The 20,986-nt window shown below is 61.0% G+C and carries 18 protein-coding genes and 1 pseudogene; 17 read left to right on the forward strand and 2 right to left on the reverse strand.

Translation table 11 applies throughout. The features are described 5' to 3' along the window. The first annotated feature begins 112 nt into the window (after positions 1 to 112). From PMI07_RS23080 to PMI07_RS23110, 8 genes are all read left to right on the forward strand, one after another. Positions 113 to 1,696: an ATP-binding protein gene (locus PMI07_RS23080; protein WP_007753591.1), complete on the forward strand. Its 1,584-nt coding sequence runs from the start codon at positions 113 to 115 to the stop codon at positions 1,694 to 1,696. A gap of 19 nt (positions 1,697 to 1,715) precedes the next feature. Beyond that, positions 1,716 to 2,354, forward strand: a complete 639-nt coding sequence (locus PMI07_RS23085; protein WP_007753590.1) for a response regulator transcription factor — start codon at positions 1,716 to 1,718, stop codon at positions 2,352 to 2,354. Between the two features lie 69 nt (positions 2,355 to 2,423). Continuing rightward, positions 2,424 to 2,795 (forward strand): response regulator, encoded by a 372-nt coding sequence (locus PMI07_RS23090; RefSeq protein ID WP_007753588.1) that lies wholly within the window; start codon positions 2,424 to 2,426, stop codon positions 2,793 to 2,795. A gap of 61 nt (positions 2,796 to 2,856) precedes the next feature. Beyond that, positions 2,857 to 3,159, forward strand: a complete 303-nt coding sequence (locus PMI07_RS34465) for a UBP-type zinc finger domain-containing protein (RefSeq protein ID WP_007753586.1) — start codon at positions 2,857 to 2,859, stop codon at positions 3,157 to 3,159. A gap of 14 nt (positions 3,160 to 3,173) precedes the next feature. Further along, positions 3,174 to 4,832 carry an FAD-dependent oxidoreductase gene (locus PMI07_RS23095; protein ID WP_007753584.1) on the forward strand — a complete coding sequence of 553 codons (1,659 nt, stop codon included), beginning with the start codon at positions 3,174 to 3,176 and terminating at the stop codon, positions 4,830 to 4,832. 498 nt (positions 4,833 to 5,330) lie between these two features. Then, entirely contained in the window at positions 5,331 to 6,593 is a 1,263-nt protein-coding gene (locus PMI07_RS23100) for a cytochrome c (RefSeq protein ID WP_245277223.1), read from the forward strand. Further along, positions 6,590 to 7,063, forward strand: coding sequence for a (2Fe-2S)-binding protein (locus tag PMI07_RS23105; protein ID WP_007756242.1), 474 nt, complete (start codon positions 6,590 to 6,592; stop codon positions 7,061 to 7,063). The genes PMI07_RS23100 and PMI07_RS23105 overlap by 4 nt, the downstream gene beginning before the upstream one ends. Beyond that, the gene (locus PMI07_RS23110) at positions 7,060 to 9,303 is read left to right on the forward strand and encodes a molybdopterin cofactor-binding domain-containing protein (protein WP_024164065.1); all 2,244 of its coding nucleotides are present in this window, start codon (positions 7,060 to 7,062) and stop codon (positions 9,301 to 9,303) included. The genes PMI07_RS23105 and PMI07_RS23110 overlap by 4 nt, the downstream gene beginning before the upstream one ends. 354 nt (positions 9,304 to 9,657) lie before the next feature. Here the strand turns inward: PMI07_RS23110 and PMI07_RS23115 are convergent, their stop codons facing one another. Next, positions 9,658 to 10,647 carry an alpha/beta hydrolase gene (locus tag PMI07_RS23115; protein ID WP_037088007.1) on the reverse strand — a complete coding sequence of 330 codons (990 nt, stop codon included), beginning with the start codon at positions 10,645 to 10,647 and terminating at the stop codon, positions 9,658 to 9,660. A 220-nt stretch (positions 10,648 to 10,867) separates the two neighbouring features. Between PMI07_RS23115 and PMI07_RS23120 the strand changes: the two are divergent. Beyond that, positions 10,868 to 11,479: pseudogene (locus tag PMI07_RS23120) on the forward strand (AAA family ATPase); the annotation flags it as partial. Here PMI07_RS23120 and PMI07_RS34470 read toward each other — a convergent pair. Next, a complete protein-coding gene (locus PMI07_RS34470; protein WP_080724934.1) occupies positions 11,449 to 11,586 on the reverse strand; it encodes a DUF1127 domain-containing protein in 138 nt (45 codons plus the stop codon). The pseudogene PMI07_RS23120 and the gene PMI07_RS34470 sit on opposite strands and share 31 nt — an antisense overlap. A gap of 296 nt (positions 11,587 to 11,882) precedes the next feature. On the opposite strand from PMI07_RS34470, the gene PMI07_RS23125 reads away from it, so the two are divergent. The 8 genes from PMI07_RS23125 to PMI07_RS23160 all read left to right on the forward strand — a co-directional run bounded on the left by PMI07_RS23125 (position 11,883) and on the right by PMI07_RS23160 (position 20,975). Continuing rightward, positions 11,883 to 13,070 carry an ABC transporter substrate-binding protein gene (locus PMI07_RS23125; protein WP_007753251.1) on the forward strand — a complete coding sequence of 396 codons (1,188 nt, stop codon included), beginning with the start codon at positions 11,883 to 11,885 and terminating at the stop codon, positions 13,068 to 13,070. A gap of 21 nt (positions 13,071 to 13,091) precedes the next feature. Next, positions 13,092 to 13,964 (forward strand): branched-chain amino acid ABC transporter permease, encoded by an 873-nt coding sequence (locus PMI07_RS23130; RefSeq protein WP_007753248.1) that lies wholly within the window; start codon positions 13,092 to 13,094, stop codon positions 13,962 to 13,964. Positions 13,965 to 14,006: 42 nt separating this feature from the next. Next, on the forward strand, positions 14,007 to 14,993 hold the full coding sequence (locus PMI07_RS23135) for a branched-chain amino acid ABC transporter permease (protein WP_007753246.1): 987 nt from the start codon (positions 14,007 to 14,009) through the stop codon (positions 14,991 to 14,993). Further along, entirely contained in the window at positions 14,990 to 15,763 is a 774-nt protein-coding gene (locus PMI07_RS23140; RefSeq protein ID WP_007753243.1) for an ABC transporter ATP-binding protein, read from the forward strand. The genes PMI07_RS23135 and PMI07_RS23140 overlap by 4 nt, the downstream gene beginning before the upstream one ends. Continuing rightward, positions 15,753 to 16,496 (forward strand): ABC transporter ATP-binding protein, encoded by a 744-nt coding sequence (locus tag PMI07_RS23145; RefSeq protein ID WP_007753241.1) that lies wholly within the window; start codon positions 15,753 to 15,755, stop codon positions 16,494 to 16,496. Before PMI07_RS23140 ends, PMI07_RS23145 begins: the two co-directional genes overlap by 11 nt. Before the next feature lie 36 nt (positions 16,497 to 16,532). Continuing rightward, complete coding sequence (locus tag PMI07_RS23150; RefSeq protein ID WP_007753238.1) at positions 16,533 to 17,741, forward strand: aspartate transaminase; 1,209 nt, start codon at positions 16,533 to 16,535, stop codon at positions 17,739 to 17,741. A gap of 81 nt (positions 17,742 to 17,822) precedes the next feature. Beyond that, on the forward strand, positions 17,823 to 18,761 hold the full coding sequence (gene nac / locus PMI07_RS23155) for a nitrogen assimilation transcriptional regulator NAC (protein ID WP_007753235.1): 939 nt from the start codon (positions 17,823 to 17,825) through the stop codon (positions 18,759 to 18,761). A 150-nt stretch (positions 18,762 to 18,911) separates the two neighbouring features. Beyond that, positions 18,912 to 20,975, forward strand: coding sequence for a hydantoinase/oxoprolinase family protein (locus PMI07_RS23160; RefSeq protein WP_007753232.1), 2,064 nt, complete (start codon positions 18,912 to 18,914; stop codon positions 20,973 to 20,975). Positions 20,976 to 20,986: the final 11 nt, after the last annotated feature.

The following is a 20,986-nucleotide window of genomic DNA, read 5'->3' on the forward strand; positions in this document are numbered from 1 at the left end:
TTGCTGCTACGCTGCCTGAGGGCCCAGACCATTGTATAGGTCCTTCGACCCTTTCGATGGACTATTCTCAATCCGCTGACAAAATGCGTTCGGACAAAACGCAGGGGAACCAATGAGAATCAATCACTTGATCACACCCGCGGCGGTTCCGGCCACGCCAAGCCACCATTTCGCTGCTCGCTTTGCTGCGTTCATCCTTGCGGTGACGGTCTTCTACGTCGACACGTTCACCTCGATCGAAAGCGCCATCGCCGTTCTGTACGTGATTGTGCTGCTTCTTGCGGCGGAGTCCCTAAGTCGAAAGGGTATCTGGGCAGTGTCCTTTGTTTGCGGCTCGCTCGCCATAGTCTCCTATTTCGGCACGCACAGCTTCAGCCCCGATTTTCCCTCATTACTGCGCCTAGCCGTGTCGCTTGCCGCGCTCCTGATCACCTGCTCCCTGATCCTTCGCAACGACCGGTCGCGAAGCGATCTGATCGCTTCCCATGCCGCCCTGAAGGATAGCGAGCGTCGTTACCGCTCGATCTTCGAGCAGAGCCGCGTGGCACTCTGGGAACGGGACTACTCGCAAGTGAGATCTTTCCTGATGGGGCTGAAAGCGACAGGCGTAATCGATCTGCGAGAGTACGCGGCGGCCCGGCCCGAGATCATATCCCACTGTGTTGCACTTATCCGGACGGTTGCCGCGAATGCTGCAGCCCGGGACTTGCTGGGGACGATCGGAGAGATAGCTCCCGACGGTTCGATGCGGAGGTATCTGGCGCCGAACGACGTGACATTCCTCGAGCTGATGGTCGCGATCTTCAATGAGGAGAATTCGTTCGAAGGGAAGGGCAACCTGATGGCAGCGGATGGCCAGACGAAGCTGGTGCTCATGAGCATGACCCTGCCTGACGATTCGTCCAAGTTTGATCGCATCATCGTTGGCATGGTCGACATCACTGAAGGGGAGATGACGCAAAAGGCGCTGCTCGAAGCTCAAGCCGAACTCACGCGCGCGTCCCGCGCCGCTACTGTCGGCGCGCTGTCGGCGTCGCTTGCGCACGAACTCAACCAGCCGCTGGGCGCCCTCGTCGTAAACGCACAGACGATGCTGCGGTGGATGGATCGAGACCCACCCGATCTTGCCGCGATCCGAAGGTCCGCCGAGCGGATGATCCGCGACAGCAAGAGGGCGAGTGAAATCATTCGAAATACCCGTTCGCTGCTTTCTCATGAGGTTCAGATTCTGGAACGGGTCGGCCTTCCCGAGCTGATCGCGGAGACGAGGGCTCTGATGGATCACGATCTTGGCAGGGAGGACGTGACCGTTGACGTCACTTACGGACCCGGGGCAAGAACGGTCGCAGCCGTCCGGATCGAGCTGCAACAGGTCCTGATCAACCTGATCTCGAACGCGATCCAGGTCATGGCAGAGAAGGATGTCCCGAGGCGGAGGATCGTCATCGAAACGGAGCGCCGGGATAACAGGTCGACAGTGATATCGGTGCGGGATTTTGGGCCCGGAATAAGCGATGAGGCGATGGCCCGTCTGTTCGAGCCGTTCTTCACGACCAAGGCTACCGGGATGGGGATGGGGCTCTCGATCTGCAAGAGCATGATGGAAGCGCGCGGAGGTGACCTGTCGGCGCGCAACCATACCGACGGCGGCGCAGTCTTTGAAATCACAATACCGATGAGCGAGAACGATGACTGAGACGAATACCAGGAATAGAATGAAACAGATTCCGGCAGGGCCAGTCGTCCACATCCTCGACGACGACGAATCCATGCGTGAGGCACTGACGGACCTGCTTCAGTCGATGCAGATTTCGAGCCGCGCGTTCGCGACGACGCAGGCTTTCCTGGAATCATACCGCCGCGACCAACCCGGCTGCATCCTACTCGACGTACGCCTGCCCGGTGTGAGCGGTCTGGATTTCCAGGGTCACCTTGAGCGCCTAGGGAACCATATGCCTATCATCTTCATGACCGGATTTGGTGATATCCCGATGTCGGTGCGCGCCATGAAGGCGGGGGCGGTGGATTTCCTGACCAAGCCCTTCCGCGATCAGGATATCCTTGATGCTGTAACGGTCGCCCTCGACAAGGACGCACAGCGTCGCCGCGAGAGTGCGGCATCCGACGCAGTTGCCGCGCTTGCAGCCACGCTTACGCCGAGGGAGCGAGAGGTCATGGCCGCAGTCGTCCAAGGCCTGATGAACAAGCAGATCGCGTTCAACCTTGGCATCAGCGAGATCACCGTCAAACTTCACCGGGGCAACGTCATGCGCAAGATGGACGCGCGTTCGGTAGCGGATCTCGTGCGCAAGACCGAGCTGCTGGACGAAGCGGGGACCCAACCTACACCATAGTCTGATATCGAGGGCGAACCGACGAGCGCATAACAAGAACTACAAAAATAAACAGATTAGGCTGTCCCAGTGTCCCCAGTCCCCACCATCGCAATCGTTGATGATGACCAAGCCATGCGTGAGGCGCTGGACGACATGGTCAAGTCATGCGGTTACGAGAGCCGCCTGTTCTCCTCCGCCGAAGAATTTCTGTCCCTGGAGCAACGCGACTCGATCGATTGCATGCTTCTGGACGTGAAGATGCCCGGTCTGTCCGGGCTGGAACTCCAGGCCCAGCTTAACACGGAGCCGCCCAAGCCGCCCATCATCTTCATGACCTCCTATCACGACGAGCGGACCCGCTCCGCCGCGATGGAGGGAGGAGCATTGGCGTTTCTAGGCAAGCCCGTCGAGTTCGACTGCCTTATTGCCGCTCTCGAGAAGGCGCTCGGCAAGGGTTGAGAACTACTTCCCGTCGAAACGGAAAGTCGATCCAAGATACTTTTGATGATGGAGAACCAGTATGAGCGGTTGCAGCCACGGAGCCACAATCCGGTCAGTCACTCCCAGGACGATCGGTTGCGAGGAATGTCTCGAAGAGGGCCAGGCGTGGTTCCATCTGAGGATCTGCCGTGAATGCGGACATGTCGGCTGCTGCGATCAATCGATCGGCAAACACGCGACGGCGCATTTCCACCAGACCGGGCATCCCATCATCGAAGGCTACGATCCTCCGGAAGGATGGGGGTGGTGCTACGTAGACGAGGTTTTCGTTGAATTACCGGATCAGACGCCGCAGCGCGGCCCTATCCCGCGCTACTATTGAAGATTGGAAAACCGATGGGCACCGCTGGCTCGCGTGACTACCAGATGTTCCCGGCCCTCGATCCGCACCAGGTGGCGGCCGTGAGGCGTTTCGCCGATGGAGCCTCGCGCCACTTCGAGCCGGGGGAGACCATCTTCGATATCGGCGACAAGCACGCTCCCGCATGGCTGGTGCTTGACGGATCGATCGACGTGTTCCGCCATGACGGCCTGACGGGCGAGGTCCCGGTGACGGGCCACACTATCGGGCAGTTCTCAGGGGAAGTCAGCCAGCTTTCCGGCCGCCCGTCCCTTGCGGGCGGGCGTGCCGGGACGAACGGGTGCGTGGCCGTCTCATTCGACGCCCCCCATCTCAGAGCTCTGATCATCGGTTCGGCGGATATCGGCGAGATCGTGATGCGCGCCTTCATCCTTCGCCGTGTCGCGCTGATCGACGAGGGCGGCGCTGGTTCGGTGCTGATTGGGAGGCCGGGCAGCCCGAACCTAGTCCGGCTTCAAGGTTTCCTGGCGCGAAGCGGATATCCGTATGTCGTCCTTGATGCCACTGCGGATGGCGAGGGCCGTGAGCTAATCGATCGCCTGGGCATCCTGTCCGACGAGCTACCCCTGATGGTGTGCCCCGGCGGAACAGTTTTGAAGGATCCGACTGACAGCGAGGCCGCCGTCTGCCTGGGGGTCACGCCTGATCTCGTGCCCGGTACGATCTATGACGTGGCAATCGTCGGCGCGGGTCCCGCAGGTCTTGCCACCGCCGTCTATGCCGCGTCCGAGGGGCTGAGCGTCCTGACGATCGACGAGCGGTCCGCTGGCGGCCAGGCTGGAGCGTCGGCCCGGATCGAAAACTACCTGGGCTTCCCGGCCGGAATATCGGGGCAGGCCCTTGCAGGGCGCGCTTTCAATCAGGCCTTGAAATTCGGGGCGGAAATCGCTTTCCCGATCCAAGTGCTCGATCTCTCGAGCGCTCCACAGTCAGGACAAGGAAACGCAGTCCTGAAGCTCTGGCTGGATGGAGAACGAAGCGTTGAGGCACGCACTGTGGTGATCGCTTCCGGCGCGCGATATCGCCGCCCGCCCATCGCGAATATCTCCATCTTCGAAGGTGCCGGCGTTTCATATTGGGCGTCCCCGATCGAAGCGAAGCTCTGCGAGGGCGAAGAGGTTGTCCTCGTCGGAGGTGGGAATTCGGCCGGGCAAGCGATCGTCTTCCTCGCTCCAAGGGTCCGGCAGCTCCATGTCGTCGTCCGCAGGGCACTCGAGGAAACGATGTCGAGCTATCTGATCGAGCGTATCGCCGCACTTCCCAACGTCGAGATCCACGTCGACAGCGAGATCGTCGAGTTGGAAGGTGACTGCGCAACCGGTCTTACCGGGGCCGTCGTGCGCAGTCGCTCGTCCGGAAGCGAGCGTCGGTTTGCAGTCCGACATCTTTTCTTGTTCATCGGCGCGGATCCGAACACGGCATGGGTCCGCTTCCAGGTGGATGTCGACGACAAGGGATTCGTATTGACGGGCGAGCCCGTTCCGGGAGGCCGCTCCGTGCTGCCGCTCGAGACCAACATCCCCAACGTGTTCGCCATCGGCGACGCGAGGTCGGGATCGACCAAGCGTGTGGCTGCCGCGGTCGGCGAAGGCGCCGCTGTCGTTTCGCAGATTCATGAATGCCTTCGGCGGTAGACTGGCGATTGGAAGATATCGGCTGATTAGGTCTTTCGCAGAGTTTCCTTTCGCGATTGCAAGCCGCCGCGCCAATCCACGCTGGCCAGGAAACGGAAGCTGAAAGTCATGGCAGAGTGTATGGAGAGCTAGGCCCAGACCGACGCGCTGCTCCGCCTGGGATGGACGCAAGGGCAGGGGTATTTCTTCGCAAGACCGATGCCCTCGGGGGCAATTCGGGGAACTGATCCTTCGCGGGGATCGTCGCCCGGCCGTCGCATGACGGCATCGACAGACCCATCCTACACCAAGGTCTAGGAAGACCAAACTCATAGTCGGATTCCGGACGGATCCCGATCGGCTAAAAATCGGCAATCGATTTCAAGCTGAGGAATGGATGCGTCTGAAACGCTCCAGGTCACGACCGCCGGATGATGTCTCGCGGAACCTGACAAGGGAGTCGTCGGCATTCGCAAAACAGGGGCATGTTCACGAATGGGCTCAACCAATCGAAAACTGATGGCAGGCGCCACCCTTCTCGGGCTTGCGACACTCGTTGGCGTCGGCATCGCCGGGTGGATCGTCTACGAAGCCGAAATCCCGAGGATCAAGCCGCCGGATCGGGCCTTGCTCTCACCTGCACTGATCCGGAGAGGCGAGCAGTTGGCCACCATCGGGGACTGCATCGTCTGTCACACCGCGGACAATGAACCCGCTCTTGCGGGTTCGAGGGCCCTGGCCACGCCATTTGGAACCCTCTATTCCAACAACATTACTCCGGATCCCGACAGCGGGATTGGCAGTTGGTCGGCTGATGCTTTCAGAAGGGCGATGAAGCAGGGGGTCGCTCGCGACGGAAGCCATCTCTATCCGGCGTTTCCGTACGAACATTTCTCGCGCGTCACCGACGATGATCTCGATGCCGTCTACGCATTCCTGATGAGCCGGGACCCTGTGAAGAAGACCGCCCCGCCGAACGAACTCATGCCGGGACTGGGCTTCCGACCGCTGCTTGCAGGATGGAAGCTACTGTTCTTGAGAACCGCCGCGACGGCTTCCGATCCATCCGAGAGTCCGGAATGGAACCGGGGCAGATACCTCGTCGACGGGCTGGCCCATTGCGGCGGCTGCCATACGCCGCGAAACATCCTTGGCGGCGAGGAATGGGGCAAGCGCTTCGCTGGAGGCGTGGCCGAAGGGTGGAACGCGCCTCCGTTGGACGCAAGCAATGTTTCGTCCGAGCGGTGGAACGTCGAAACGCTCTACGAATATCTGAAGACGGGCACAGCACGCGGGCACAGCTCGGCAGCAGGCCCCATGGGGCCGGTTACGGAAGGTCTTTCCAGACTGAACGACGACGACGTGCGTTCGATCGCTACCTACATCGATTCCACTATGCATGCCGGCGCCGTAACTCGTCCCGCCGGCCGGCGGGTCGCTGGCGACGCCGTTCAGTCACATCCCGCAACCTCCACCTTGTTCGAGGGCGCATGCGGTGGCTGTCACGAGCCAGCCGCACCTATGGCATCGAGAGGGCGGCCCCTGCTTTCGGATACCTCGGACGTGAACGCGCCGGACCCGCGGAACGCCATTCAGGCAGTGCTGCAGGGCATCAAGGATTCGACCAGCGACGCTCCATTCATGCCGCCGTTTACTGACAACCTCACCGACGAACAGGTCGCGGACCTCCTGGCCTACGCAAGGTCGCGGTTCACGTCCCAATCGCCTTGGCCGCACCTTGCGAACACGGTTCGCGATATCCGGAAAGAGAACGCAAGATGACCATATCCATCACAGTCAATGGCGCGAAGCACGAGATCGGAAGTGATCCTGATACGCCGCTGCTCTACGTGCTGCGGGATGACCTGGAACTGAACGGTGCAAAATTCGGGTGCGGGCTCGGACAATGCGGTGCCTGCACGGTGCACATAGACGGGAAGGCGGTCTTTTCCTGTATCACCCCGGTCGGGGCTATCGGTGACAGATCGATCAGGACCCTAGAAGGTCTCGGCTCGGTCGATGCGCCTGGAATCGTGCAGAAGGCCTTTCAGGATGAGCAGGCGGCACAGTGCGGATACTGCATAGCCGGCATGATCATGCGCGCGCAGGCTCTCCTCGAAAAAATCCCGGATCCGACCGACGAACAGATCCGGGAGCACATGCAGCCCAATCTCTGCCGCTGCGGAACCCATGCGCGGATCCTTCATGCGGTCCGGCGTGCCAGCGATGTAATGGCCGGAGTGGTCCGATGAACCCGATCACGAGACGTTCCTTCCTCGCTGCCAGCGGCATCGCTGTAGCATTCGCCATGAAGAGACCGGCTCGCGCCCAGCTCGCCGGCGGCGGCGAGGGAGGGGCTGGGCCCATCGCTCTCGCTCCCGCTCTTCCGGGAAGCCTGAAATCATCCCCCTACCTCGATTCCTGGATCCTGCTCGATCAGAGCGGAAGGGCCACCGTCTTTTCAGGGAAGGCTGAACTGGGCCAGGGCATCAGGACGGCCCTGACGCAGGTGGCGGCCGAGGAACTGGACCTACCCCCAGCGGACGTCGATCTCGTCACCGTCGACACCCTGCGCACGCCTGACGAAGGGCTGACGGCGGGTAGCCACTCGATGCAGGACAGTGGCACTGCGATCCGGAATGCTGCGGCGAACGTCCGGATGCTCCTGCTCAGACAGGCGGCAGCGATCCTCAGGGTCGGGGAAGGCGACGTGACTTCAATGGGCGACGGGACCATCAGAGCCAGCGATGGCCGCCGCATCGGATACGGCGAGACCGCATCCGCCCTGTCGATGCATGTCGAGGCGGTACCCGACGCGCCGCTTCGCCAGAAGAACCAATTCCGGACAATGGGCACCAATCTTCCAAGGCTGGACATCCCGGCGAAAACCACGGGCGGAGCCGCTTTCATTCACGACATGCGCCTGCCTGGGATGCTGCATGCAAGGGTCGTCAGGGGACCGAGCGAAGGTACGAGGCTGGCATTGCCGCCGGACAGCGAGATCGAGTCCATGGACGGTGTCGTGAAGTTCGTGCGGAACGGAAACTTTGCGGCGGTGGTGGCCGAACGTGAATGGAACGCCGTAAAGCTCATGCGGAGGCTCCAGGCCTCGCCCTACGAGCTTGCGAGATCGCCGTTCCCGACGGGTGGAGTCGCCGAGACGCTGAAGGCGCTGCCTGCGAGGGACATCGTCATACTGGATGCCAGCAAGCCGACTGCGGATCCCAAGCGCTCGGTCAGGAAAAGCTTCATCAGGCATTGGATAAGTCATGGTTCGATTGGTCCGTCGTGCGCTCTGGCCTGGCTGCAGGATGACATTCTGACGATCTGGACCCACAGCCAGGGCACATTCGATGTCCGGCGCGTCGCCGCGGATCTCCTGAAGCGCCCTATCGAGACCATCCGCGCGATCCATGTCGAGGGAGCGGGCTGCTATGGCCAGAACGGTGCCGACGATGTCGCCGCCGAGGCTGCCTTGATCGCCGCATCGCTGCCGGGTCGACCCGTGCGACTGCAATGGATGCGGGAGCAGGAGTTCGGCTGGGAACCGCTGGGTCCCGGAATGGCGACCGAGGTGGATGCTGCCCTCGATGGCGACAACCGGATCGTCAGATGGAACTACGATGTGTGGAGCAATCCACACAACAATCGTCCCGTGGGGGCGGGTGGCGTCCTGGTAGGGAACGAGGTCGTCCCTTCGTTTCCGGTACCGGAAGGCAAACCCATTCCGATGCCTGAAGGCGATGGCAGCCGCAATTCCAATCCTCTGTACGACCTGCCAAACATGAACGTCGTCTATCATTTCATCAAGGACATGCCGATCCGGGTTTCCGCGCTGCGATCACTAGGCGCCCACCTCAATGTCTTCTCCATAGAGAGCATGTTTGACGAACTTGCTCTGACGGCGGGAATCGACCCGCTCGACCTTCGACTGAACCACATGGCGGATGACCGCGCGCGACAGGTTATGCTGACCGCGGCCGACGCCTTCGGCTGGAGGAAGCGCAAGAAGGCGGCACCCTTGCAGGGATTCGGGATGGGGTTCGCGCGTTACAAGAACCTCGGCGCTTACTGCGCGATCTTCATGGAGGTCCGCGTCGAGCGGGACACCGGGCGGGTCACCGTCCGAAAGGTCCAGGCGGCCGTGGATTGCGGCGAGGTCGTTTCGCCCAATGGTATCGAAAACCAGGTCGAAGGGGCCATCATACAATCCTTGAGCTGGTGTACTCGCGAAGCCGCGGCAACCGATGGAACTCTGAGAAAAAACTTCGACTGGAGCACTTATCCAATTCTCCGCTTCCGCGATGTCCCTGAACATATCGATGTTATAGTGGAAGCCCAGCCGGGGAAGCCGTTCTTGGGGGTAGCCGAATGCGGCCAGGGACCAGCCTCGGCTGCGCTCGCCAATGCTCTTGCCGACGCGACCGGCGTCCGGTTCACCGATATGCCGATCACTGCAGAGGTGGTTAGATCTGCAATTGTCACGCTCTGACTTCGATCTTCGGGCACGGTAGGCCATACTTCCAGTCTTGTCCCGCCGCACGGGGTGTGGAACTGGACCGGGACAGGAGAAACCGCGGTGAGCGGACGGCGCCCCTGGGGGCAAGCACTCGCGCGGTGAGCATCCGGAGCCTCGACTTCGGCGACGGAATGTGGCTCGTCCAGCAACATCCTGATCTTACCTGTGAAGACAGGCGAACCTGGGTGAGGGGTCAGACATCCTCCCCATACCGAAAATCCTCACCGGGATGACCTCAGGCACGCAACGACGGCGAAGGACGGCTGGCAAGAGCCAGCCGTCCTGTAACGGAGAACAAAATCCAGTCAGGGTGAGCGAGGCTGCCGCTCATTCCTTGACGAATGCGAGCAGGTCCGGATTGATGACATCCGCATGCGTGGTGAGCATGCCGTGAGGATAGCCCGGATAGACCTTCAGCGTGCCGTTCTTGACGAGCTTGACCGACAGCCGGCCGGCATCGTCGATCGGCACGATCTGATCGTCGTCGCCATGCATGACGAGAACCGGAACGGTGATGTTCTTCAGGTCTTCGGTCTGGTCTGTTTCGGAAAACGCCTTGATGCCTTCATAATGGGCCTTGGCGCCACCGATCATGCCCTGACGCCACCAATTCTGGATGACACCCTGGGAAACCTTCGCACCTGGACGGTTGAAGCCGTAAAACGGACCGGTCGGCAGGTCGAGGTAGAACTGGGCGCGGTTGTCGGCGAGTGCCTTGCGCAAGCCGTCGAACACCTCGATCGGCAGGCCGCCGGGATTGCTCGCGGTCTTCACCATGATCGGCGGAACGGCGGAAACCAGAACGGCCTTGGCGACGCGGCCCTGCGGCTGGCCGAACTTGGCGACGTAGCGGGCAACTTCGCCGCCACCGGTCGAATGACCGATATGGACGGCATTCTTGAGGTTCAGGTGCTCGTAGACGGCCGAGGCGTCGGCTGCGTAGTGGTCCATGTCATGGCCTTCGCTCACCTGCTGCGAGCGGCCGTGGCCACGGCGGTCATGGGCGACGACGCGGTAGCCGCTGGCAAGGAAAAACAGCATCTGGTTGTCCCAGTCGTCCGACGACAGCGGCCAGCCGTGATGGAACACAATCGGCTGGGCATCCTTCGGACCCCAATCCTTGTAGAAGATATCGACGCCGTCCTTTGTCTTGATGAAAGATTCGGTCATTTGCCTGTTTCCAGTTCCTGGTTGCTGTGAGGGTTGCGTCGCGGCGAAGGCCGATGACGTTTGCAGCGAGATTGCTGCTGCCAGCGCGGCGCCCGTGCGTAGCGCGTCGCGTCGTGAGAGCTTCAGATCGGAATTCGCGGTCTGCATGGTGGCCTATCTCTCCGTCATCCGAGGTTGGTCATTCAGTGCCGTCGGTGGCCCTAATGAAGGACGCGAAACCCTCACTGGGCTCCGTCGCTCGTTCTCGGCTGCTGACGTGAAGAGACTACGGCAGCGTGGCAGCGCCCGCACCTATACCTAGGATCAGGATGGATAGGCTGTTCGGGTGGCGTGCGAGGGACCTGCGTATTGAGCATCAGGCTTTACTGGCTTCAGGCTTGAAACGGCAGGAGACAGGGATGAGTCCTACGCGATCGTCAGAGGTGATGGGAGTAGTGCGCGCATTACGCTGAGTGAAGGAGAGCGGAGCTTCATCTCGTTCCCGTATTTCTAGCATCTCATCCGTGGCAGTACGACGTCCGCAGAGGTCAGCGGGAACAGGGTGGTGGTCTTCGACGATCCGGTGTCCAGTCTCGACAGCGACGTCCTGTTGATCGTGAGCGCGCTCATAAAGCGGGTGCTCTCCGAGGCGTGTTCAGGCAAGGTCGCCATCAAGCAGGTCTTCGTGCTGACCCACAACATCTATTTCCACAAGGAAGTGACGTTCGACCCTGACCGGAAAGCCGACAAGCGTGCCCACGACACATTCTGGATCGTTCGAAAGACGAACGAGGGAAGTCAGGTCGAGGGCTTCGCCCGCAATCCCATCCGCACGTCATACGAGCTGCTGTGTGAGGAAATCCGTAAACCCAGCCGTCCAGCGTTGACGATACAGAACGTGATGCGTCGTATCCTGGAGTGTCTGCGGCTGTCAGGCATGACTCTCGTACCCCAAACCACAGCACGCATTCAGCGGCCCTCGACGGCGCCGCGGATATGAGATCGGGCTACTCCGATGTCGTGAAGGGTTCGATCATCGAGACCCTCGAGTTCTCGGACTGCGCGTCGTAACTCTACATACCTTCTCAGTCTTTCGCCGAGCTTCATTCTATCTCTCCATGGTTGCTGATGCCTATACTATAGGCTCGTCGCCGCTCACAATGTATGCATTTGCCATCAATGCAGGCATGTCGCCCAGTCATAGCTATCTGGGCCAAGGTCTCTTGAGCGTGCACTCGCCATAAGGAAACCCTATAGCGGCAGAAAGGAGTTGTGTTGGCCAAACCCGGCCGCATGAACCTACTGTGACATCTGGCTCAGCATGAAGCTGCCCAATAAGAACCGCCAAAGCGGCAAATGCCGGCATAAAGCCGACGAGATCATCCGAAACACGGAGCGGGAACATGACACATCAATTCAATCGCAGAATGCTTTGCATCTCCACGGCGATCCTTGCGATCACCGGATCAGTTCCTTTCACTGCCACGGCGCAGGCGGCCGACACGATCAAGCTCGGGATCGTCGCGCCGATGAGCGGACCGAATGCCCGCTACGGCGGTTTCTCGCTGCGAGGCGCTGAGCTTGCGGTGAAAGACATCAACGATGCCGGCGGCGTCAACGGCACGAAGATCCAGCTCTTCAACGCGGACAGCCAGGGCACGCCGGTCGAAGGGGTCTCGGCGACCCGCCGCCTGATCGACCAGGAAGGTGTCGACTTCATCATCGGCGACGTTTCGAGCTCGGTGACCCTCGCCATGCAGCCTGTCGCGGAAGACGCTGAGGTGCTCCTCCTGAACGCCGCATCTTCGAACCCGAAGATCACCTACCAGGCAGGTGTCGGCGGCTTCAAATGGACCTACCGCAACTACCCGACGGACGAAAACCGTGCGCTCGTCGTCGCCAAATATGCCGCCGAGCAGCGAGGCTTCACCAAGTTCGCAGTGCTTTCGGTAGACAGCGACTACGGCCGCTCGGCCATTACTTTCACGAAGAAGTACCTTCCGGAATTCAAGGGGCAGATCCTCAGCGAGGATTACTACAAGGAAGGCGAAGTCGATTTCCGCAGCGTTCTCGCCAAGATCCGCGACAACGGCGCGCAGGCGATCATCTACTATGGTCTTGCCGACACAACGCCGATCCTCGCCCGTCAGATGGTCGAGCTCGGGATCGCGGGAAAAGTCACCCTCATCGGCAACGGCGAGTTCAATACCGAGAAGACCATCAAATCGGCTCCGACCGCCTTGGAAGGCGCCGTTGAGGCCGCTGCATGGTTGCCGCAGTTCGACTCCCCGGCCAGCAAGGCCTTCGTCGAGAAGTTCACGACGACCTACAAGGAAGCTCCGAACAACCACGCCTATGTCCACTGGGACACAGTCAACCTGCTCGCCGCCGCAATCAAGCAGGCTGGCAGCGCCGACAAGAGTAAGGTCCGCGACGCCCTTTCGAAGATCAAGTACAAGAGCCCCGTCGGCGACGTCACCTTCGACGATCACAATCAGGCTCGCCTGCCGATGATCCTTCTGCAGATCGAGAAGGGTGTTCCGAGCATCAAGGGTGCATACTCGGCAGACATCCAGTACCCTGCCAAGTAATTCGCTGGGAGGAGTACGTCCATGCTCTCGACCGTTCTCGAACAAGTCGTCAATGGGATCGTGACGGGTTCCGTCTACGCGATCGTCGCCGTCGGAATGACGATGATCTTCGGCGTGCTGCGAGCCATCAACTTCGCTCACGGCGAATATTACATGCTCGGGACGTTCGGCGCCTGGTTCGCCATCGACTATCTCGGCCTTTCCTATGAGGCTTCGATCGTCGTGGGCGTTCTGGCGACGATCGTGGTCGCCTACGTCGTCGGGCAGCTCGTCATGCGTCGGATGGTCGGCGCTCCGGCGGAGTCGGGGGTGCTCGCCACCCTTGGCATCGCCCTCATCCTGCAGAACACCGTGATCTTCGTCTTCGGGGGAGGCTACAAGTTCTTCTCCGGAGGCTATATCGAGCCTATCTCGATCTTCGGCTTCAGCCTGGCACAGCAGCGCATTCTCATCCTCGTGGTCTGCCTGGTCGTCTTCGTCGGCCTCGAACTGATGGTCACCTACAGCCGTCTCGGCATGGCCATGCGCGCGGTTTCCCAGAACGTGGAATGCTGCGAGGTGGTTGGCATCGACGTGCCGCAGGTCGTGCTCCGGACATTCATTCTCGGTGCCGCCCTGGCCGCTCTCTCGGGTGTCCTGACCGCGCCCGTCAACGTCAGCGTCTATGGCGGAATGGGCGAGCTGATCACGTTCAAGACCCTGCCGATCATCATCATGGGCGGACTTGGCAACGTGCGCGGGACGTTCTTCGCCGCGATGATCCTGGGGATCGCCGAGAGCCTCGTCGCCACCTATGTGGGCCTGCAGTTCCGCGACACCGTCGGCTTCGCGACCCTCATCCTCGTGCTGATGTGGCGTCCGCATGGCCTCTTTTCGACGCAGGCGCGCTTCTAAAGCAGCTCCAGCCGAACCTTCTCGAACGTCTGAGGACTCGACATGTCTCTCACTGAAACCGTCCCGCAGGCCCGGAGACGAGATCTCCGAATCCCGCTCGCCGTCGTCCTGATCGTCGTAGCACTTGGTGCTCCCTACATGGGAAGCCGCTATGTAACCCACTCCCTGATCATCGCCCTCATATTCATGCTTCCGGCACATGGACTCAATCTTCTCGTCGGCTACACGGGCCTCCTGTCGCTCGCACAGGCCGCATTCTTCGGGATCGGCGCCTATACGGCGGGCCTGCTCGCCGTCACCTACGGCACCCCGTTCTACGTCAATCTCATCGCCGCCGCCCTGGTATCCGGTGCCGCCGCACTTCCACTCGGAATTCCGGCCCTGCGTCTCCGCTCGACATCATTCGTCATGTGCACGCTGGGGTTTGTCATCATCGGCCAGGCGATTGCGAAGAACTGGGTCTCGGTCACCCGGGGAGACATGGGGCTTTCGAGCATTCCTAAACCGTATTTCGAACTCGGACCGCTTTCCTTCACCGTTTCCGGTACGACCAATTTCTACTATCTCGCCCTGGCGGTCGGCGTGCTGGCCACCCTGGCGGTGTGGGCGATCGTCAGATCTCCTGCGGGGCGGAACATGGTGGCGATCCGCGAAAACGAGACCCTTGCCGAATCCCTCGGTGTTCCCACCTGGCATTATAAGCTGATCGTGTTCATGATCAGCGCGATGTTCGCAGGCGTCGGCGGCTGCCTCTACGCCCACTATCTCACGGTCGTCAGCCCCCTGACCTTCCAGATGTACTACTCCACAACGATGCTGATCATCGTGCTGGGTGGCGGCGCTGGAATGATCTCAGGCACTGTCTTCGGCAGCCTGTTGTTCGTCGGCTTAACAGAGGCGTTGCGTGTCGCTCCAGAGGTCCGGATGATCGCCTACGGCGCCTGCCTTCTCGTTCTGGTCTTCTGGTTCAAACAAGGCTTCGCCCCACTCATCAACCGCTTCTGGAACGCGATCGGAGGTGTGAAATGAATGCTCATCTTCCGCTCCTGGAGATCCGGAACCTCAGCAAGTCCTACGGCGCGGTCAAAGCCGTGAACGATGTCAGTATCCATATCGACAGAGGTGAGATCGCCGGACTGATCGGGCCGAACGGGTCCGGCAAGTCGACGTTCTTCGACTGCAGCACGGGGCTTGCACGTCCGGACACCGGCACTGTCATTCTCGACGGACAGGACATCACCGGGTGGTCCCTGAACCGGATCGCCCGGGAAGGCCGCATGTTGCGGTCGTTTCAGAAGACCGTGACGTTCAAATCCCTCGACGCCGAAGAGAACCTGGTCATCGCAGGCCAGATGTTCACATTTCCCTCCATCGCCGCGACGTTCGGTCTCGGAAAGCTTTCCAGGAGCCGCATCGAGGGGTTGCGCGAGAGGGCGCGCGAACTGATCAAGATGGCAGGCCTCTGGGATGTCCGGCATCAGCCAGCAGGCAACCTTTCCGGCGGACAGCAAAAGCTGATCCAGTTCGCCTCCATGCTGATGCCCGAGCCGAAGCTCATCCTGCTGGACGAGCCGATGGCGGGCATCAATCCGAAGATCATTGAGCGGGTGGTGGACACGATCCTTTATGCGAACAAGTCGCTGGGCGTCAGCTTCCTGGTGATCGAGCACAATATCGATGTGGTGACCAGCATCTGCCAGCGCGTCGTCGTTCTCGACCAGGGAAGCAAGCTCGTCGAGGGCCTGGCGCATGACATCATTCAGGACCAGCGCGTGAGGGAGGCCTATCTTGGAGGCTAACACAAACCTTTTGATCCGCGATCTGCGGGCAGGCTATGGCAATCTGGACATCCTCAACGGCGTCGATCTCGACGTGCCCGGGGGCCAATTCGTGGCTCTCATGGGTCCGAACGGCGCGGGGAAATCGACGCTCCTGAAGACGCTCTACGGCATGACCACCATCAAGGGCGGCAACATCGATTGGCGCGGCAAGAACATCGCCGGACAAAAGTCGAGGGCGATCCTGGGCGAGGGGATCTCGTTCGTACCGCAGGGCCGCTGTAACTTCCCCGTCATGAGCGTCGACGAGAATCTTCAGATGGCGGCCTATACGCTCCGCGATGCGAACGTCAAAGCCGACCGCGACTACGTCTACGACCTTTTCCCGATCCTGAAGAAACGACGCGCCACGCTGGCTGGCAACATGTCCGGCGGCGAGCAGCAACTGCTCGAGGTCGCCATGGCCGTCCTGCAGCGACCGAAGGTCCTGCTGGTTGACGAGCCGTCGGTCGGACTCTCGCCCGCAGCGATCGGCATCGTGTTCGACGAACTGCTCCGGCTCCATGCCGACGGGATGACGATCCTGCTGGTCGAGCAGAATACCAAGAAAGCTATGGAGGTCGCACAGCGCGCGGTCATCCTGAGGCTAGGCAAGGTCATCTGGGACGGGTTGCCGAAGGACATCACCCATGACGAACTCGGCGAGCTCTTCCTGACCGGGAAGATGCGCGGCGAGACCGAAGCGGTCCACTGACGGTCGAATATCACTCCATATAAACGAGGAAGTCCAATGAGCACTTTCGTGCCCGCATCGCGCGTGTCCAGAATCAAGGTTTCTCCGAGCACCGCGGCTTCCGCCCGTGCACGGGAACTGAAAGCGGCAGGCCGCGACATCGTCGATCTTACGGTCGGCGAGCCGGACTTCGACACGCCCGAGAACGTCAAGGCGGCGGCACACGCCGCGATCGACCGGGGCGAAACGAAGTACACGGCAGTCAACGGCACGCCTGCGCTCCGAAAGGCGATTATCGGCGACTTCCAGCGCCGCCTCGGCCTCACCTATTCCGACAACGAGATCTGCGTCGGCGGCGGCGCGAAGCAGATCCTGTTCCTTGCACTGATGGCAAGCGTCGAGAACGACGCAGAAGTCATCATCCCGGCACCCTACTGGGTCTCTTATCCAGATATGGTCATCGCCAATGAAGGCAAGCCTGTCATCGTGCAGTGCCCTCAGGAGACCGGCTTCAAGCTCACGCCGGAAGCCCTAGAGAAGGCGATCACGCCCAAGACGCTGTGGCTTATTCTCAATTCGCCTTCCAATCCAACGGGAGCGGCATACAGCAGGAGCGAGCTCGATGCGCTTGGCAAGGTGCTGCTGCGTCATCCGCAGGTCTTCGTTCTTTCCGACGACATCTACGACCAGGTCTGGTTCAAGGACGAACCGATGACCACTCTGGCCGCTGTCGTCCCGGAGCTGAAGGATCGCGTACTTCTGACCAATGGCGTGTCGAAGTCCTACGCGATGACCGGATGGCGCATCGGCTACGCTGCCGGTCCTGCACCTCTGATCGCCGCGATCAACAAGCTTCAGTCGCAGATGTCGTCCTGCCCGTCCTCGGTCAGCCAGGCGGCAGCCGCCTTCGCGCTTGCCAATGACCAGACCTTCATCACCGACAGCGTCAAGGTCTACAAGGACCGCCGGGACTACGCCTGCGCCAGGCTGAACGCTATACCGGGCCTCTCGTGCCTCGTCCCCGACGGCGCGTTCTACCTCTATCCGAACTGCGGCGGCGTGATCGGCAAGAAGACGCCGGACGGGAAGGTCATCGAGAACGACCTCGACTTCGTCCTCTATCTTCTGGATGGCGTCGGCGTGGCTGCACTCCAGGGAGCAGCATATGGATTGTCTCCCTACTTCCGCCTTTCATTCGCAACGTCCATGGAGGCCATCACGGATGCCTGCGACAGGATCGAAAAGGCGGTGAAGGCGCTGATCTAAAAAGAAGCTTCCGGCGGGAGGGGTTGCTAAGCCGTTCCCGCTGGTCTTAGGTTTCGGCCAAAAGGCACTGGAACCACGGGCATGAGCGTCGATTTCAAGAAACTCAAGAGTTTCGTCAAGATCATCGACACGGGAAGCGTCTCCCGTGCGGCGAGCATTCTTCGCGTCGCCCAGCCAGCACTCTCGCAGCAGATCGCTTCTCTCGAGCAACACTTCAAGCACCAGCTCCTCATTCGCAGCAACGTCGGCATAACCCCGACGGAAGCCGGGCTTATCCTCTATCGCCACGCGCAGATCATGCTGAAGCAGATCGACCAGGCGTCGGTCGAGATCGACCAGTCCGCGAAATCCGTTGCCGGACGCGTGTCTATCGGGCTCGCAACCTACTCCTCCTCCAGCTCGCTCTCGCTGCCACTGCTCAAGGAGATGAGAGCCAGATATCCGCAGATCATCGTTCATATCAACGACAGCTTCGGCCATATCCTGAGCGAGCTGATCATGACCGGGAGGATGGACATGGCGCTGATCTACACGTCGAATCCCATCAAGGGCGTGTCGCTCCAGCCGTTGTTTCGTGAGGAGATGTTTTTGGTTTCACCGGCAGATCTGGTGTTGCCGGGCGAACCCGGTGAACCACTGCCGCTATCGGCTCTGGATGGTGCTCCTCTTCTCCTTCCGAGCAAAACCCATTTCCTCAGACGCCTTATCGATGAGGGCATGAGCCGGGCGAGATCCGAACCTGACGTGGTTGCAGAGATCGAGTCGGTGCCTGCACTCGGCGCCGCCGTGCTCGACGGACTAGGATCCACGATCCTGCCAGGATCGGTCGTGACCGACGCGCCGACCTTTGCGGGAGCCCAGATCCGCCGTCTGACGACACCCGTGATCGACGCCACCGTTTCGCTGTGTGTTTCGGATCATCTGCCTCTCTCCGAGCCTGCACTCGCGGCACGTTCCGTGTTGCTGGACATCGTGGGGAAGCTGATCAGCAGCAGCCAGCCGGGCATCCGCCCTACCTGATTTTGCCATAAGCAAACTCTATGGCGGCAGACCGTAGTTGTGTTGGCCAACACGAACCACCGTCGCCTAACCTCATGACAGATAAAGGGGTCGAACCAGTCGGCCTCGGCCATGGCGCTTAGCCGCCGTGCAAGTCGCATCGAGGGAAATATGACAAAACTGGCTTTCGACACTGGCGGTACGTTCACCGACTTCGCGCTTCTCGACGACAAAGGTGATCTGCATCTCCACAAGGTTCTCAGCACTCCCAGGAATCCGGCCGAAGCTGTTGTCCAGGGCGTGTCCGAACTTCTCGAGAAGTTTGCCGATGTGATCTCAATCGAAAACCTCCAGGTACTCGGTGCGACAACGGTAGTCACCAACGCCGTGTTGGAGCGCAAGGGCGTCGAGACCGGCTTCGTCACCACGGACGGTTTTCAGGACATGCTCCGGATCCGGAACGAGGGACGCTACGACCTCTATGATCTGAACATCAAGTATCCGGATCCGCTCGTCACGCGTTCGAACAGCTACGGTGCCCGGGAGCGTATCGCCGCCGATGGCTCCGTCATGACGGAACTCAAGGAGGAGACCGTCCGTGAGATTGCCGGGCGCCTGAAGGAAAAGGGCATCCGTTCCGTCGCCGTCTGCCTTCTGCATGCCTACAAATATCCGCAGCACGAGCAGCGTGTCGCCGCACTCCTCCGTGAGGAAGATCCAGACATCTTCGTCTCGCTCTCCTCCGAAGTCTGCCCAGAGATGCGTGAGTTCGACCGTGCTTCGACGACTGTGGTCAACGCCTATACCCGCCCGCAAATGGCCGGGCACGTTGCTCATCTTCAGCGCGAATTCGCGGCCAAGGGTATCGACCGCCAGGTTCTCTGGATGACATCGTCCGGCGGTCTCGTGCCGAGCCGCCGCGCCGCGGAGCTTCCTGTCCGTCTCATCGAATCCGGCCCGGCCGCTGGCGCCGTCGCCGCGGCCGAGTTCGGACGCACAGCGGGCGAAGACAGCGTCCTGTCGTTCGACATGGGCGGCACGACCGCCAAGCTCTGCCTGATCCCGAACGGCGAGCCGAACGTCGGCACCGATCTCGAGGTCGCGCACTACCAGCGCTTCCGCAAGGGTTCCGGCTTTCCGCTCAAGATACAATCGATCCAGATGATCGAGATCGGTGCCGGCGGTGGGTCGATCGCTGCCAAGAACCCGCTGGGCCTTCTCGACGTCGGCCCGCATTCGGCAGGAGCGATGCCGGGTCCGGCCGCGTACCAGCGCGGTGGGACGCAGCCGACCGTGACGGACGCCGACATCCTGCTCGGCTACATGGGCACGGAATCCTTCGTCGGCGGTTCGTTCAAGGTGTCGAAGGACGCGGCCCGCGAGGCGATGACCAAGCTTGCGGACTCGCTCGATGTCTCGGTCGAACGCTGCGCCTGGGGGATCCACGATCTCGTCAACGAATCCATGAGCAAGGCGGCCGCGATGCATGCGACCGACCTTGGCGTCGATCCCCGGTCTCTGCCCATGGTGGCCTTCGGCGGCGCCGGTCCTGTTCACGCCTACGGTATTGCCCGGAAGCTCGGGATCTCGCGAATCATATGCCCGACGGGTGCCGGGGTGAGTTCGGCGATCGGCCTGCTCATCGCTCCGGTGGCCGTCGACCTATCGGCAAGCCATCCGATGCCGCTGGAAGCCTGGGATATCGATGCCATGAACCGCCTGCTCGACGACCTGGCAGCACAGGGCGCGGAGGTCGTGTCGGCCGCCGGTGTGCCGAAGGAAACGATCACCAACCGCTACACCGTCGACATGCGCCATGTGGGTCAGGGTCATGAGATCACGATCGTTCTTCCGGACCGGAGCCTTCCCGAAGAGGCGTTCCTGACGGAATTGCGGAACGCATTCTTCAAGCTATACCGCGAGCTGTTTGGCCGGACGGTCGCCGCTCCCCTCGAAGTCATCACGTGGCGGCTGCGGGCCAGCGGCGAGAAGGACCAGGTCACCCGGCCGCACGAGACCGTCACCGCAGATGCCAGGAAGGGAAGCCGCCAGGTCTACTTCCAGGAGCTCGGCACCTTCACCGACACCGCCGTCTACGATCACTACAAGCTTCCCGTCGGCCATGAGGTCAAGGGACCGGCGATCGTCGAGCAGCGCGAGTCGACCGCGGTCGTCGGTCCGAGCGGCGTTTTCCACGTGGATGCCCATGGCAACCTCGTGATCAACCTTCACTAAGGGGTACCCAG

Origin of the sequence: Rhizobium sp. CF080, from assembly GCF_000282095.2 — a bacterium.
Classification (GTDB): Bacteria; Pseudomonadota; Alphaproteobacteria; order Rhizobiales; family Rhizobiaceae; genus Neorhizobium.